Genomic DNA, 14,636 nt, shown 5'->3' on the forward strand with positions numbered 1-14,636 from the left:
TTGGCCACATGATTTTCTCGTGACTTCGCCCGCCGCCCCGTCTACCACTGCGCGTCTTTTCGCGCTCATTCCCTGCGCCGGAACCGGCAGCCGCTCCGGCGCGCCGATGCCCAAGCAATACCAGACGGTCGCGGGACGGCCGATGCTCGGCTACACGCTCGCCGCATTCGACGCGTGCCCCGAATTCTCGCAGACACTCGTCGTCCTCGCACCGGACGATCATCACTTCGACGCGCGCCGCTTCGCCGGCCTGCGCTTCGTGGTGCAGCGCCGGGGCGGGGCGTCGCGGCAGGCGTCGGTTTATAACGGCCTCGTCGCGCTCGCGGAATTCGGCGCGCGCGACGACGACTGGGTGCTCGTGCACGACGCCGCGCGCCCCGGCATCACGCCCGAGCTGATTCGCAAGCTCGTCACCGAAGTGCGCGACGATCCCGTCGGCGGCATTCTCGCGCTGCCGGTCGCGGATACGTTGAAGCGCGTCGCACCGACCATGCCCGATGCGCCGGCGGGCGGCGCGCGCATCGCGCGGACCGAATCGCGCGACGGCTTGTGGCAGGCGCAGACGCCGCAGATGTTCCGGCTCGGCATGTTGCGCGAAGCGATCGACCGTGCGCGCCGCGACGGCCACGATCTGACGGACGAAGCCAGCGCCATCGAATGGCTCGGCCACTCGCCGAAGCTCGTGCAGGGCAGCCTGCGCAACTTCAAGGTGACTTATCCGGAAGACTTCGGTCTCGCCAGCGCGATCCTCTCGGCGCGCGCCTGACGGACCGCTCACTCTCTACTGCTAGGTGGCATCGATGGATTTCAGAATCGGACAGGGGTACGACGTGCATCAGCTCGTCGAAGGGCGCGAGCTCATCATCGGCGGCGTGACGATTCCGTACGAACGCGGGCTGCTCGGCCATTCGGATGCCGACGTGCTGCTGCACGCCATCACCGACGCGTTGTTCGGCGCGGCGGCGCTCGGCGATATCGGCCGGCATTTTCCGGATACGGCCACCGAGTTTGCCGGCGCAAATAGCCGCGTGCTGCTGCGCGAGGCGGCCAAGCGCGTGTCGGAGGCGGGCTTCGCGATCGCGAACGTGGACAGCACCGTGATCGCCCAGGCGCCGAAGCTGAGTCCCCATATCGAGGCGATGCGCGAGAACATCGCCGCCGACCTCGATCTTCCCGTCGATCGCGTCAACGTGAAGGCGAAGACCAACGAGAAGCTCGGCTATCTCGGCCGCAAGGAAGGCATCGAGGCGCAGGCGGCCGTGCTGTTGCGGCGCACGTCGATCGATCATTGAACGAGCGACGCCACGCGCGAACGACGTGGCGTCTGCCTGCGTCGAGGGGCGCGTTACTTCCCTTCGGCTTCGATCGCGAGCGCCACCGCGCCGATCACCGCGGCGATGCGGCCGACATCGCGCAGTTGCGTCGTCGACATGCCCTCGGTCACGAGATTCTCATAGTGCGACTTCACGCAGAAGTGGCACTTGCCGATGATCGACGCGGCAAGCGCGTACATCTCGAAGCGCCGCTTGTCCACGCCGCCGTGCGACGCGTACGCGTTCATGCGTAGCCCCGCCGGCTGCGTCTTCAGGTCGGCGTTGTCGGCCATCTCCAGATACGGATACCAAACGTTGTTCATGCCCATCAGCGCGGCGGCGGTGAGGGCCGCGTTCGTCTCCTCGGGCGAGAGCACGCCGGCATTGCGGATGATCGACACAAGCTTCGTCGCCTTGGCCGCGTAAGCCGCAGCGAGCGCGACGCCCACCGCGTCATTGCCTTCCAGCGACGAACGGGCGATCGTGCCGTCGACGTTCAGGCGAATGTCTTTCGCATAATCGGGAACCAGCTCCTTGATCGACGACAGGAATTCCATTGATTTCTCCTATTCGATGGCGTTGAAAAAGCCCGCCGGCTCCCGAGCTTGCACTCGAAAGAAGGCGGGCTCACGCATGCGCTCGTGTGCCTTCGCTTTAGAGCGTCGCGCCGCCGACCGCGCGGTTGCACGGGCACAGCTCGTCGGTTTGCAGGCCGTCCAGAATGCGTAGCACTTCTTCCGGATTGCGGCCCACGTTCAGGTTATTGACCGACACGTGCTGAATGACGTTGTCCGGATCGACGATGAACGTGGCGCGCAACGCGACGCCCGCTTCCTTGTCGCGCACGCCGAGCTGGTCGATCAGTTCGCCCTTCACGTCGCCGAACGAATAGTGGTTCAGCTTGTTCAGGTCCTTGTGCTCGCGGCGCCATGCGAGCTTGACGAATTCGTTGTCGACGCTGCCGCCCATCAGCACCGCGTCGCGGTCCTCGAAGTCCTTCGCGAGTTTGCCGAACTCGACGATTTCGGTCGGGCACACGAAGGTGAAGTCCTTCGGATAGAAGTAGATGATCTTCCACTTGCCCGGAAACGACTGCTCGGTGATTTCCTCGAAGGCGGACTGGCCGTTTTCCTCGTGGTTGTTGAAGCCGGGTTTTGCAGCGGTGACGGTGAATGCTTCGACTTTATCGCCAACGGTCTTCATGCAACGCTCCTGTGTTCGTTGAAAGGACAACTCAAGCCAAACTACCGGAAAGCGGTAACGCGCGCATGACAGCATGGTCGTGAATGCCGCGCGTCGAACCGGATCATCATAACCCCACGGCAGAACCGCTTCAAAAGGTTTGCCCAATGACGCGGATAGCTTTTTTCGAACGTGCGAGCGAGTCGCGGGTGAACGCGCAGGTGAATACGCGGGCTAGTCGCGCGGGCCGTCGAAGCGCGCGCCCTTCATCTGCGGGAAGTCGATGGTCACTTCGAAGCCCGGAAGCGGCGTGCGATTGCGCAGCCGGAGCGCGCCGCGCTGGCGCGTGACGAGCCGCTGCACGATCGCCATGCCGAGGCCCGTGCCGTTGGCCTGCGTGCGCGCCGCGTCCACGCGATAGAAGGGCCGCGTGATGAGCGCCACTTGATCGTCAGGGATGCCGAGACCTTCGTCCATCACGGACAGCTCGACGCGCCCGTGCGCCACGCGCGTTTGCAGCGTGATGCGCGCGATATCGTCGCGTTCGCTGCGGCCATACTTCCGCGCGTTTTCGAGCAGATTGCCGACGACGCGCCGCGCATCCGTCGGATCGCCCTCGATGACCGCGCCCGGCGCGAGGTCCGTGCGCATCACGACGCCTTCGTCCGCCTGGAAGCGCGCGGCGAGTTCGCTCGCGATCATCGAGAGATCGACGGCTTCGGGCATGCGCTGCATCGGCCGCGCGTAGTCCAGGAAGCGCCCGATGATCATGTCCATCTGCTCGATGTCGTCGATCATCGCGAGCTTGGTCGCTTCGTCCGACGGACTCATTTCCGTTTCGAGCCGCAGGCGCGCGAGCGGCGTGCGCAGGTCGTGCGAGATGCCGGCGAGCATCAGCGCGCGGTCCGCTTCGAGCTGTTCGAGGTCCTGCACCATCTGGTTGAAGCTGCGGTTCGTTTCGGCCGCTACGCCCATGCCGCGTTCCGGCAACGGCTCAGGCGACTGTCCGGAACCGACCTTGCGCGCCGCGAGCGCGAGCCGCGCGAACGGCCGGTTCACGAGACTCGTGATGAACGCTGCGCCGAAGAGCGACAGCGCGAGCGCGAACACGCCCCATCCGGCCCATTGCAGGCCCGTGACAGTGTCGAGCTGATCGCGGTCGAGCGCCACCCAGTAGTCGTCATCGTCGATCTTGAAGCTGATCCACACGCCCGGAATGTCGTTGACCGACTGCGCGATGATCGTGTCGTTGCCGAGCCGCCCGCGCACGTCGCGCTCGATCAACCGGTTGAGCGATTCGTCCGGCTGGAGCTTGTATTTGTCCGTGGTCTCGCGCGGATACACGCGCACGCCTTCGTTGCTTTCCAGGTCCTGGAGCAACGCGCGGCGCAGATCGGGATCGGAATAGAGAAGGGCGGTGCGCGTGAGCTTCACGACGGCGACGAGCTGAAGCGCCACGCGCTGCGCGCGCGGCTCGCGTTCGATCACGCGAAAGCTCTGGAACCAGGCGGTGAGGCTGACCGCGATGAGCAGCGCGATCAGCGCGAAAGTTCGCCAGAACAGGCCGCCGAACGCAAGCGCCAGTAGCCGCCTGTCGATGCGCATGGGTCTATCGGGTTCCGCTCGGTGAAGAGGATAAAGCGTATCGGACTCGCTTGAAGTGCGTGGGACTAGGCGGCGCGACGTGCTTTAGGCTGCGCCGTCGGGAATGAAGACGTAGCCGAGACCCCACACCGTCTGAATGAAGCGCGGGCTGCTCGGATCCGGCTCGATCAGCTTGCGCAGGCGCGAGATCTGCACGTCGAGGCTGCGATCGAACACTTCGTATTCACGGCCGCGCGCGAGTTCCATCAGCTTTTCGCGCGACAGCGGCTGGCGCGGATGACGCGCGAACACCTTGAGCACCGAGAATTCGCCGGTGGTCAGCGGAATCTCCTGGCCGTTCCTGGTCAGCGTGCGAGTGGCGAGATTCAGCGCGAATTCGCCGAACTCGAACACTTCCGTGGTTTCGGACGGCGCGCCGGGCAACTCCGACGGCGTCTGGCGTCGCAGCACCGCATGAATGCGCGCGACCAGTTCGCGCGGATTGAAGGGCTTCGGCAGATAGTCGTCCGCGCCCATTTCCAGACCGACGATGCGGTCCACGTCTTCGCCCTTCGCCGTCAGCATGATGATGGGCGTGCGGTCGTTGCTGCCGCGCAGACGGCGGCAGATGGAAAGGCCGTCTTCGCCGGGCAGCATGAGGTCCAGCACGAGCAGGTCGAAACGCTCGCGCACCCATAGCTTATTCATCGACGGGGCGTTTTCCGCGACATACACGTTGAAGCCCTGCTCGCCGAGATAACGCCGAAGCAGATCGCGCAGGCGCGGATCGTCATCGACTACCAGAATTTTCGAAGGATTTTTGGTTTCCATGGCGGCATCTTAGCGCGTTTGTTCAAACGCCGAGTTTGTAACAAAAGCGAGTGTAACAGTTAGTTACAAAATTTACGGGGCCTGTGGCACGGCCCCTGACTTCTCTGCGTACACTGCTTTACCTAAGCCCGCCATTCGGTAGATACTCCATTAGACCAGCGGCCCCAAGCGGCGCGACCAGGCCGCGTGAGACGCATGAAAAGAATGAGGCTGTCCGGTTGTCGAGCAACGAAGGGAACAACATGAAGGGAGCGCGGCGGCGCGGACCTGTGCGCACCGAGCGCATTTTCAGAAAGACGTTAGTGGCAAGTGCGCTATACGCTGTACTGAGCGCACAGCATGCCTATGCGCAATCTTCCCGCTTCGCTGCGTCGTCGTCTTCGTCGTCTTCGTCCTCGTCCTCTTCGCAATCCTCGAACGAGTTCGACCGCTCCGTGCATATGCCTGCGGGTCGCTACGACGGCCGCATGATTCGCGCGCAGGATCGCACAGGCAAAGGCTCGAACAAGCGCGAGCGCGACGGCAAGCCGGCCGCGCTGCAACCGGTGCAGCAAGTCGAAGACACTCCGCCTGCGCGGCCGCCGCGCCACACCGTCATGACGGCCGACGAGCGGCGCCTCTTGCGTCAGCACATCGAAGAGGCCGTGCGGGATCTCTACAAACGCTGATTCACACAGGGACGAACGCGATGAACAGACGTGAGTTCCTGTCGATCGCAAGCGTCGCCGCAGTACAACCGGTCGCGCTCTGCTGCGCATCCGAAGCGCGTCGCCCGTCGACGAGGGCGCTCGTTCTCGTCGACTTCAACGGCGGCAACGACGGACTCAACACGGTCATTCCGATCGCCGATCCGCGCTACTACGCGCTGCGGCCGACGCTCGCCATTTCGCGGGATCACGCGTTGCGCATCGACGAGCGCACCGGTCTGCATCCGTCGCTGCGCGCGCTGATGCCGGCGTGGCATGCGGGCGAATGCGCCATCGTGCAGGGCGTCGGTTATGCGCGGCCGAACCGCTCGCACTATCGCGCGCAGCAGATATGGCACACGGCATCCGAGGCGGATGAATATCGCCGCGACGCGTGGCTCGCGCGCGTGAAAGCGCCGCAAGCCGCGATGGTTCATCCGGCAAGCACGCCATTCGATCCGCGATCCTTTACGGCATCGTGTGAGGCGGCTGCGCGCGTCATCGCGGCGAATCGCGCGCAGAGCGGCGTCACGCTGATCAGACTCACGCTCGATGGCTTCGACACGCATCAGCATCAGGCGGCGCGACATGCGGCGCTGCTCGCGCAGTTCGCGGACGGCATCGCTTCGCTGCGGGCCGCGTTGCTCGCGACCGGCGACTGGCGCAACACGCTCGTGATGACTCGTTCGGAGTTCGGACGATCGGCGCGCGAGAACGACACGCGCGGCACCGATCATGGCGCGGCCGCGCCGCAGTTCGTGCTGGGCGGCGCCGTGCGCGGCGGTCTTTTCGGCGAAGCGCCGCGACTCGATGCGCTGGATGCGGAAGGCGGGGTGACGGCCGCGGTCGACTTCAGGCGGCTTTGCGCCACCGCGCTCGATGCATGCTGGAACGCGAACGCCGCCGATGTGCTCGGGCGGCCGTTCGCGCCGCTGCCAGTCATGCGCGCGTGAGGTTCGGGCTTAGCCCGTGCGTTAGTTTTTTTTGAGCGGCAGTTCGCGCCGCTGCCGATCATCCGCGCGTTAGATCCAAGCTCACCACGCGCGTCACGGTTCCCGGTCGGCCGTTCGCGCGACAACCGATCACGCACGCATGAGCCCCGCGCTTACCGCGTGCGCCACGTGATCCAAAGCTTGCGGATCGGCGTGAGCGTAATGCGCTGGTGCAACACCTTGAAGCCTTCGCGCTCGATTTCATCGAAGCGGGCCAGCGACAAAGCCGCCTGTGCCCGCAACACGCGCTGAGAGGCGCGCTCGGCGGGCGGAATGGCGGCAAGCGCCTCGTCGAGCGAGCGGCGCGCGCGCTCTGTCTGAAAGCGCATGAGTTCGGTGAACGCGTCGCTGTACTTGCGGTTGATGATATCCGCCGCCGTGACATTGAACCGCTGCAACTCGTCGATGGGCACGTAGACGCGGCCGTTGCGCGCATCGTCGCCGATTTCCTGCACGCGTTCGGCGAGCAGCAGCGCAGAGCCGAGCGGCGCGGCCCACGACGACACGTCGCCGCGCGCAGTCGGACGCGCGGTCGCACGCGCGACGGCGGTCGCGAACGCGCCGCCCGTCTGGTCCAGATAGCGCCGCAGGCCGGGCCAGTCCAGATAGCGCGCCTGGTCGAGGTCCATCGAGAAACCGTCGACGAGCATCGCCAGCGACGCGCGGCCTTCTTCGTCGAGCAGGCCGCTTCCGTCGGCGTGAGCGTGCAGCGCCTTCGTGACCGGATGCGTCGGCTCGCCGAGAAAAAGCCGCTCGAGTTCGCTCTGCCACCACACGTGCTTGGTGCGGCCGATGGTCGGATCGCTCGTCTCCTTCACCGTTTCCTCCAGCTCGCGATAGAGCGCATAGAGGGCGGTGAGAAGCGGCTGACGCGCGGCCGGGGCCCGGCGCAGCGCGTAGTACGTGCCTGAGCCTTCGGGAGCGGCCTTTTGCTGGCAATAGTCGTCGAAATTCACGGACGGGAAGCTTGTGGTGGGGAGGGCGATAGGTTGTCCTGCGCTCGCGGTTCGCCGCGCGTCGAGCGAGACGGGCGCTCATTTTATCCCGGCGCGGCTTTCGCAGCCGCCCGCGCCGCGCTGCCTGCGCGTGTGCGCCGACCCACCGACGCGGCGAACGGCCCGCGCAACACTGCGCGAAACACGCACAAGCGCGAGACCAACGGAGACAGCCGCCATGCCGCTCAGCAAAACGGAAACCAAACAGTTCGGCGACAAGTGCCTGCCGCTCATCGTGAGGAGCTTGGCAACGGGCCTCGGGTTCGATTTTCGCGTATGCCCGCGTCAGATGAGCGTCTCGCCGACGCCCGGACTGCACATCACGGCGGCGCGTCGGGCGGACGCGAAAGCGTCGTATCCGCTCAACGTGTTCGTGTACTTGCCGCCGTCGAGCGTGCGCCAGTTTCTATCGAACCTGGACCGGCCGATTGCCGCCGCGCGTGCCAGCGAGCGCGTGCCGGAAGAAATCAGGAAGCTGATGAATCAGACGGGCGTGGACTTCGCGGGACGATCGCAAGAGAAGGGCGAAGTGATGATGGTCGAGCTGAGCGACATCGCGCTGTAGCCGCTCTGAACGAGCGGTGAAGGGAGTGGTGCGAGGAGGGGGACTCGAACCCCCACACCCTTGCGGGCGTCAGGACCTAAACCTGGTGCGTCTACCAATTTCGCCATCCTCGCAGCACGGGGGCTTTGCGAGGCAGCGGATTCAATCCTGCCGCGCTTGACACACCCCGTGTCCGGCACCGGTCCACTGTGCCAAGCCGGGCATTCTAACGCATTCGTCAGGCGATGTCTGGGAATTTGCGTGACGACTGCATGGGTCGCAGCGCCATGCAGCGCGCGATGGTGGCGATATGGGCGCAAGCATTGCGGCGAGGCAGGCGTCTGCCTAGAATCTCGCTCAATCCTTCCGTTTCGCTCTCTAATGACCCGCAACGCGCGCAATCGCTTCGTCGCATGGCTCGGCATCGCCGCCGTGTGGCTCGCCATTGTCGCGCCGGTCATCAGCCAGAGCATCGCCGCGCGCAACGCGGCACTCGATCCCGAGGCGCCGCTCTGTACCGTCAGTACTTTAGCGAGCTTCTTCGCGCAAGGCGGCGAGCACGCTGATCACCATGCCGCGCATGCGGACGCCGACGAGCACGCGGGCCATCATGACGCCGCAAGCCACTTCGACGCCTGCGCGTATTGCGGGCTGCTCGCGCATCATCTGCCGGTCGCGTCGGCGGCGGCGCTTGGGGTCACGCCTGTCGAGCGCGTCACGCGCGCGGTGCCCATCGCGGCGGTCGACGCCGCCCGCTCGAAGTCGTTCAACGCCGCGTCTGCGCGCGCGCCGCCCGTCCTTTCCTGAAGCCGTTCTCCGTCCGATCGCTTCGTTGTTCGTCAGGCGCCTGAGCGCCCGGCGACGCGCGCGCTCGCTCGTCAGTTCATTCAGGAATTCAATTCACCATGTTCACGCTCCTCGCGCGAGCGCGCCGACACGCGCGCCGTCGCGCCGTCGCGTCCTTGCACGCCGCATTGCCGCTGTCCCTCTTCGCTCATGCCGCATGGCCGGCCACGCCGGCAGCAGCAGCCGCTTCCGATACCGAGACCACGCTCGCGCCGGTAATGGTGAGCGCGCAGTCAGCGTCCCTGAAATCGCCGCTCGATCCGAACCTGCCCGCGAGCGTCGCGACCGTCACGGCGGACGAGTCGCAGTACTGGAACGTCGTCACACCCGAAGACGTGCTCAAGTACGCGCCGAACATGGCCGTGCGCAAGCGCTTCATCGGCGACGTGAACGCGCCCATCGCCGTGCGCGGCACGAGCAACGCGCAAACGGCGCGCGGTCTCGTGTATGCCGACGGCCTTCTGCTCAGCAATTTCCTCGGTAACACGTTCACCTTCGCGCCGCGCTGGTCGATGGTCTTCGCCGACGACATCGCGCGCACGGACGTCATGTACGGTCCTTACTCGGCGCTCTATCCGGGCAACTCGATCGGCGCGACCGTCGCCATCACGACGCGCATGCCGACGCAGTTCGAAGCCGACGCGAAAGTGCAGGCCTTCACGCAGCACTTCGACCTCTTCGGCATCAACCGCAGCTTCAACGGCACGAACACGACCGCGACCGTCGGCGACCGCATCGGCAAGCTGTCGTTTCTGATCGGCGTCAATCATCTGGAAAACACCGGGCAGCCGCTGCAGTTCGCGACGCTCGCGCAGTCGAAGACGCCCGCCACCGCCGCCGACCGGCCCGTGACCGGCGCGACGTTCTACACCGATCAGAACGGCGCGCGCACGGCGGTGCTCGGCACGTCGTCGGAAGGCATCGAGCGCACGTTTCAGGACCAGTTGCGCGTGAAGCTCGCCTACGACATCACGAACACGCTGCAAGCCGGCTTCACGCTCGGTTACTGGCATCAGAAATACAACAGCGATACGACGACCTTTCTGCGCGACGCGGCCGGCAACCCGGTGTATAGCGGACGCGTGAACATCGGCGGGTTCGAATACATCATTCCCGCCGCGACGTTCGCGCCGAGCATGGGATCGAGCGAAAACTTTCTCTACGGCCTCACGCTGCGCACGCACCACGACACCGGCTGGAACGCGGAAGCAATCGCGTCGTACTTCGACATCACGCAGAGCATCGCGCGCACGGCGAATTCCGGCGTGCCCGGCGACGGCCCCGGCACGCTCACGGACGGCTCCGGATCGGGATGGAAATCGCTGGACTTGCGCACGAGCTGGACGCCGACCGTGCGCTCGGGACTGGCCGCGCATGCGCTGTCTTTCGGCTACCACTACGACAATTACTTTCTCGACAACGTGAGTTCGAACACGGCCGCATGGCGCGATGGCGCGGGCATCTCGTTCGCTAACGCGTTCGGCGGGCGCACGCGCACGCAAGCGGTCTATGCGCAGGACGCGTTTCGCTTCCTGCCGCGCTGGGCGTTCACTTACGGTCTGCGTTACGAGAACTGGAACGCTTATGACGGCACGCGGGCCGTCGGCGCGACATCGCTCGATTACGGCGATGCGAGCCAGAGCCACTGGTCGCCCAAGGCGTCGCTTTCGTTCGACGCCACCAACGATCTGACGTTGCGCGCATCCATCGGGCGGGCGTATCGGTTTCCGACTGTCGGCGAGCTGTTCCAAGGGCAAATCAACGGCGTGTCGATCGTCAACAGCAATCCGAACCTCCAGCCCGAAGACGATCTTTCGAAAGAACTGATCGCGGAATGGGCGCACGGCAACGGCCTATACCGCTTCACGCTCTTTCAGGACGACGTAAAGAACACCATCCTGAGTCAGACGAACACGACCGTCATTCCGAACGTCACCAACTTCCAGAACATCGACAAGGTGCGCTCGCGCGGCGCCGAGGCGAGCTACGAAAGTCAGGACGTGTTGTTGCGCGGACTCGATCTCGCGGCCAACGTCGCGTACACGCAGTCGAAGATTCTCGCGAACAGTGGCAATCCGGCGTCCGTGGGCAAGTACTTCTATCGCATTCCGCTGTGGCGGGCGAACGCGGTGGCGACGTATCGCGCGAACGCGAAAACCGCGGCGACGCTCGCGGTGCGTTATTCGGGACGCCAGTACAACACACTCACCAACACGGACGTCAATCCGGACACGTATGGCGGCACGAGCACCTACGCCGTCGTCGATGCCAAGTTCTCCTACAAGCCGACCAAGCGCACGGAACTGGGCATCGGCGTCGACAACCTGTTCGACCGCCGCTACTACGTCTTCCACCCGTATGCGGGACGCACGTTCTATGTCGAAGGACGCATCGGCATCTGATCTCCATTCATTCGCATTCGTTGGATTCCAAAGGACACGTCATGCACGCACCTTCCTTCACGCCCGCTTCGACGCAGGGCGACGCCGTCGCCGAGCGCCGCACGCTGTGGCGCTGGCACTTCTATGCCGGCCTCTTCGTGATGCCGCTTCTCGTCGTGCTCGCCATCACGGGCACGCTGTATTGCTTTCAGCCTCAGATCGAGCCGATGCTGTACCGCGACCGCATGGTTGTCGCCGATACGCACGGCCCGCGTCTTTCCACCGATGCGCTGCTCGCCAGAGCCGTCGCCCACGAGCCGCGCGGCGCCGTGCCGACGCTCGCCCAGATCGACACGCGTCGCACGCGCAGCGCCGAATTCGTGTTCCGCCTGCCTTCGGGCGAGAGCGAGAGCGTGTACGTGAATCCGTACGACGGCGCGGTGCTCGGCACGCTATCCGTCGAGCATCGGCTGATGAAGCAGATTCGCAATCTGCATCGCGGGCTCATGCTCGGCAAGACCGGCGAACTCGCGATGGAACTCGCGGGATGCTGGACGCTCGTGATGATCGGCACGGGCGTCGCGCTGTGGTGGCCGTGGGGCGGCGCGGGCCGTCGCGCGGGCGGCGTGTGGCTGCCGCGTCTTACGCTCGAAGGCCGCGCGTGGTGGCGCGATCTGCACGCGGTGGGCGGCGTGTGGCTCGCTATCGGCGCGCTTTTCTTCGTGTTGAGCGGACTGCCGTGGTCCGGATCGTGGGGCAAGCAGTTCAAGGCGCTGGCGACGTCCGCATCGCTCGGCTATCCGAAAGGGGCGTGGGGCGAGGCGCACGTCCATTCGAGCGTGCCGGCCGATCACGCGATGCACGCCATGCCGATGAAAATGGACGATCTCCCGCTGCATCAGACGCCGTGGGCCGTCGGCGCGACGGACGTGCCGCAGACCGCGAAGGCGTCGGCGGCGGCGAGCCTCTCTCTCGACGATGTGATCGCGCTCGCCGCGAAACAGGGCGTGACGAGCGACTACGGGATCGCGCTACCCACGTCGCCAACGGGCGTCTACACAGTGTCGTATTTCCCCGCCGATCCGCGCTCGGAACACACGCTGCACATCGACCAATACAGCGGCCGCGTGCTGTCCGACATTTCGTACGGCACCTATGGCACGGTCGCGCGCTTCATCTCGTATGGCACGTCCTTGCACATGGGGCGCTATTTCGGCGTCGGGAATCAGATCGTGTGTGCGGCGATCTCGCTCGGGCTTGCCGCCCTGTCCGTGACCGGCTTCGTGATGTGGTTCAAGCGCCGCCCGTCGCGCACGCTCGGCGCGCCGTCGCGGCCCGCGAAACGCCCGCCGATGCGCGCGTGGCGCGCCGGCCTCGCGCTCGTCGGCGCGGTTTTCCCGTTGATGGGGCTGACGATGCTGGCCGTCTGGTGTCTCGACCGCCTCGCGTTCGGCGCGCGGGCACGAGCGCAAGGCTGACGCTATTGCGCGACGCCGAACCTCAAGCTCGTCAGTTGCTCCGCTTCGTTGGCGAGCAGACGCGCGGCGTCGCGAATCGCGACGTCCAGCGTGATCGGGCGGGGCGTGGGCGAGAATCGGGGCGCGGTGACAGGCGCAAATGTAGCGCCGCGTCTTTCTCATGCGACGCGAATCTCAAGCGCGTCAGTTGCTCCGCTTCGTCGGCAAGCAGACGCCCGGCGTCGCGAATGGCGACATCGAACGAGAGTCGGGGCGGGGTCAGCGCAAACCTGACGGCGGCCTTCTCTTATGCGACGCCGAACTTCAAGCGCGTCAGTTGCTCCGCTTCGTTGGCGAGCAGACGCGCGGCGTCGCGAATCGCGACATCCAGCGTGATCGGGCCGGGCGCGGGCGAGAAGCATCCGCTGAAAAATTCCGACAGGCGCGGCAGCGCGGCCGGATCGATCGCGCCGGAGAGCAGCGACGCCGGCACGCCCGACGCCCGCGCATGCTTGCACGCGATGAAGGGCGCTTTGCCATGCAGCGTCTGCACGTCGGAGCGGCCTTCGCCTGTGATGAGCCAGTTCGCGCCTTCCAGCGCCGCGTCCAGACCGATCTCGCGCGCGACGACTTCCGCGCCCGTTTCGAAGCGCGCCCCCAGCATGTGCAGCGCGAAGCCGAGACCGCCCGCCGCGCCGGCGCCCGGCTCGTTTCGTTTCACGAGACCCATCGCCGGCTCGAGCCGGTCAGCGAAATGGGCGAGGGCGGCGTCGATGGTGGCGATCTGCTCGCGTGTCACGCCTTTTTGTGGCCCGAAGACGGCGGTCGCACCGTGCTCGCCGGTGAGCGGATTATCGACATCCGACATGCCGACGAACTCCGCTTCCTTCACGCGCGGATCGAGCCCCGATGCGTCGACCCGCGCGATCTTGCTGAGCGACGACGGCACCGGCGCGAGTTCGTTGCCGTCGGCATCGAAGAGCTTCACGCCGAGGCCAACGAGCAGCCCCGCGCCGCCGTCGTTCGTGCTGCTGCCGCCGAGCGCGACGAAGAACCGGCGCGCGCCGGAGTCGAAGAGCGCGCGGATCGCCTCGCCCATGCCGAGCGTGCTGCGTTCGGTGACGGGCACGGCCATGCCGTCCGGGTCCGTGATGCCGACGACCTCCGCCGTCTCGATCATCGCGCTGCCATCGGCGAGCAGGCCCGTCGCAGCTTCGCGGCGTGCCGCCGCCGCGCCGCGCACATTGAGCATGCGGCGCTCGCCACCGGCCGCGAGCATCGCGTCGAGGGTGCCTTCGCCGCCATCGGCCATCGGGCGAATGCGGATTTCCGCGTCGGGCCGCGCTCGCCTGATGCCTTCCGCGATCGCGTTCGCGACGCCTTCCGCAGAGAGCGATCCCTTGAACGAATCGGGCGCGATGACGACAACGGGAGCGGGCGTGGCGGACGTAGTAGGCATGGTGTCTCGAATGTTCTGTTTGAGGCGCGGCGTCGGACAACTGCGCGCAGATTGGGTCAACGACGCGCGGCAAGCTTAGCAGCGCGCGGTGTCCGGCAAAATAGCGCGGCTGCGATAGCGGGAATTGTGCGCGGCCGCGCCCGTCCGGAAAACGGGGATTTACGCCGTATCCGCGCCCTAAATCCGCCAAAAACGCCCGAGAAGCGCTTCATTCACGTTCGCGCAAGCAGGGCAGCCTGATTTGTTTGCTAAAATGCTGGGCTCTGTTGGCTGACTCGCTCGGCGACGGTCCGGGCGTCTTCGAAATGCGCAATCCATGCGCTTTCGCGAATCGGGCGTCGAAGTGGCGAGCGCCGGCAAGCTCAC

14 protein-coding genes and 1 tRNA gene are annotated in these 14,636 nt (G+C 65.7%); 8 read left to right on the forward strand and 7 right to left on the reverse strand.

Features of this window, described 5'->3' with window-relative positions; all coding sequences use genetic code 11:
• Positions 1-106: 106 nt before the first annotated feature.
• Both ispD and ispF read left to right on the forward strand, forming a co-directional pair.
• Positions 107-766 (forward strand): 2-C-methyl-D-erythritol 4-phosphate cytidylyltransferase, encoded by a 660-nt coding sequence (ispD, locus tag LDZ24_RS06595; protein ID WP_244140014.1) that lies wholly within the window; start codon positions 107-109, stop codon positions 764-766.
• A 34-nt stretch (positions 767-800) separates the two neighbouring features.
• A complete protein-coding gene (gene ispF / locus LDZ24_RS06600) occupies positions 801-1,292 on the forward strand; it encodes a 2-C-methyl-D-erythritol 2,4-cyclodiphosphate synthase (protein ID WP_206468103.1) in 492 nt (163 codons plus the stop codon).
• A gap of 53 nt (positions 1,293-1,345) precedes the next feature.
• On the opposite strand, the gene LDZ24_RS06605 is transcribed toward ispF, so the two are convergent.
• The 4 genes from LDZ24_RS06605 to ompR all read right to left on the reverse strand — a co-directional run bounded on the left by LDZ24_RS06605 (position 1,346) and on the right by ompR (position 4,910).
• Positions 1,346-1,870, reverse strand: a complete 525-nt coding sequence (locus tag LDZ24_RS06605) for a carboxymuconolactone decarboxylase family protein (RefSeq protein WP_175940268.1) — start codon at positions 1,868-1,870, stop codon at positions 1,346-1,348.
• Positions 1,871-1,967: 97 nt separating this feature from the next.
• Complete coding sequence (locus LDZ24_RS06610; RefSeq protein WP_175940269.1) at positions 1,968-2,516, reverse strand: peroxiredoxin; 549 nt, start codon at positions 2,514-2,516, stop codon at positions 1,968-1,970.
• 213 nt (positions 2,517-2,729) lie between these two features.
• Positions 2,730-4,100 carry an ATP-binding protein gene (locus tag LDZ24_RS06615; RefSeq protein ID WP_175940270.1) on the reverse strand — a complete coding sequence of 457 codons (1,371 nt, stop codon included), beginning with the start codon at positions 4,098-4,100 and terminating at the stop codon, positions 2,730-2,732.
• A gap of 84 nt (positions 4,101-4,184) precedes the next feature.
• Complete coding sequence (ompR, locus tag LDZ24_RS06620) at positions 4,185-4,910, reverse strand: two-component system response regulator OmpR (protein WP_248322193.1); 726 nt, start codon at positions 4,908-4,910, stop codon at positions 4,185-4,187.
• Positions 4,911-5,179: 269 nt separating this feature from the next.
• Between ompR and LDZ24_RS28115 the strand changes: the two genes are divergently transcribed.
• Positions 5,180-5,578, forward strand: coding sequence for a hypothetical protein (locus LDZ24_RS28115; protein WP_371747410.1), 399 nt, complete (start codon positions 5,180-5,182; stop codon positions 5,576-5,578).
• A 20-nt stretch (positions 5,579-5,598) separates the two neighbouring features.
• A complete protein-coding gene (locus LDZ24_RS06630; RefSeq protein ID WP_248322195.1) occupies positions 5,599-6,549 on the forward strand; it encodes a DUF1501 domain-containing protein in 951 nt (316 codons plus the stop codon).
• 152 nt (positions 6,550-6,701) lie between these two features.
• Here the strand turns inward: LDZ24_RS06630 and LDZ24_RS06635 are convergent, their stop codons facing one another.
• Entirely contained in the window at positions 6,702-7,544 is an 843-nt protein-coding gene (locus LDZ24_RS06635; protein ID WP_248322196.1) for a squalene/phytoene synthase family protein, read from the reverse strand.
• Between the two features lie 217 nt (positions 7,545-7,761).
• On the opposite strand from LDZ24_RS06635, the gene LDZ24_RS06640 reads away from it, so the two are divergent.
• The gene (locus LDZ24_RS06640) at positions 7,762-8,148 is read left to right on the forward strand and encodes a hypothetical protein (RefSeq protein ID WP_248322197.1); all 387 of its coding nucleotides are present in this window, start codon (positions 7,762-7,764) and stop codon (positions 8,146-8,148) included.
• Positions 8,149-8,174: 26 nt separating this feature from the next.
• Here the strand turns inward: LDZ24_RS06640 and LDZ24_RS06645 are convergent.
• Positions 8,175-8,261: transfer RNA gene (locus LDZ24_RS06645), tRNA-Leu, on the reverse strand.
• A gap of 247 nt (positions 8,262-8,508) precedes the next feature.
• Between LDZ24_RS06645 and LDZ24_RS06650 the strand changes: the two genes are divergently transcribed.
• From LDZ24_RS06650 to LDZ24_RS06660, 3 genes are all read left to right on the forward strand, one after another.
• The gene (locus LDZ24_RS06650; protein ID WP_248322198.1) at positions 8,509-8,934 is read left to right on the forward strand and encodes a DUF2946 domain-containing protein; all 426 of its coding nucleotides are present in this window, start codon (positions 8,509-8,511) and stop codon (positions 8,932-8,934) included.
• 98 nt (positions 8,935-9,032) lie between these two features.
• Positions 9,033-11,375, forward strand: a complete 2,343-nt coding sequence (locus LDZ24_RS06655; protein WP_248322199.1) for a TonB-dependent receptor — start codon at positions 9,033-9,035, stop codon at positions 11,373-11,375.
• 41 nt (positions 11,376-11,416) lie between these two features.
• Entirely contained in the window at positions 11,417-12,832 is a 1,416-nt protein-coding gene (locus LDZ24_RS06660) for a PepSY domain-containing protein (protein ID WP_248322200.1), read from the forward strand.
• Positions 12,833-13,118: 286 nt separating this feature from the next.
• On the opposite strand, the gene LDZ24_RS06665 is transcribed toward LDZ24_RS06660, so the two are convergent.
• Positions 13,119-14,270 carry a glycerate kinase gene (locus LDZ24_RS06665; RefSeq protein WP_248322201.1) on the reverse strand — a complete coding sequence of 384 codons (1,152 nt, stop codon included), beginning with the start codon at positions 14,268-14,270 and terminating at the stop codon, positions 13,119-13,121.
• Between the last annotated feature and the right edge of the window lie 366 nt (positions 14,271-14,636).

The sequence above is a fragment of the Caballeronia sp. Sq4a genome (assembly GCF_023170545.1).
In the GTDB taxonomy this organism is placed as follows: domain Bacteria; phylum Pseudomonadota; class Gammaproteobacteria; order Burkholderiales; family Burkholderiaceae; genus Caballeronia.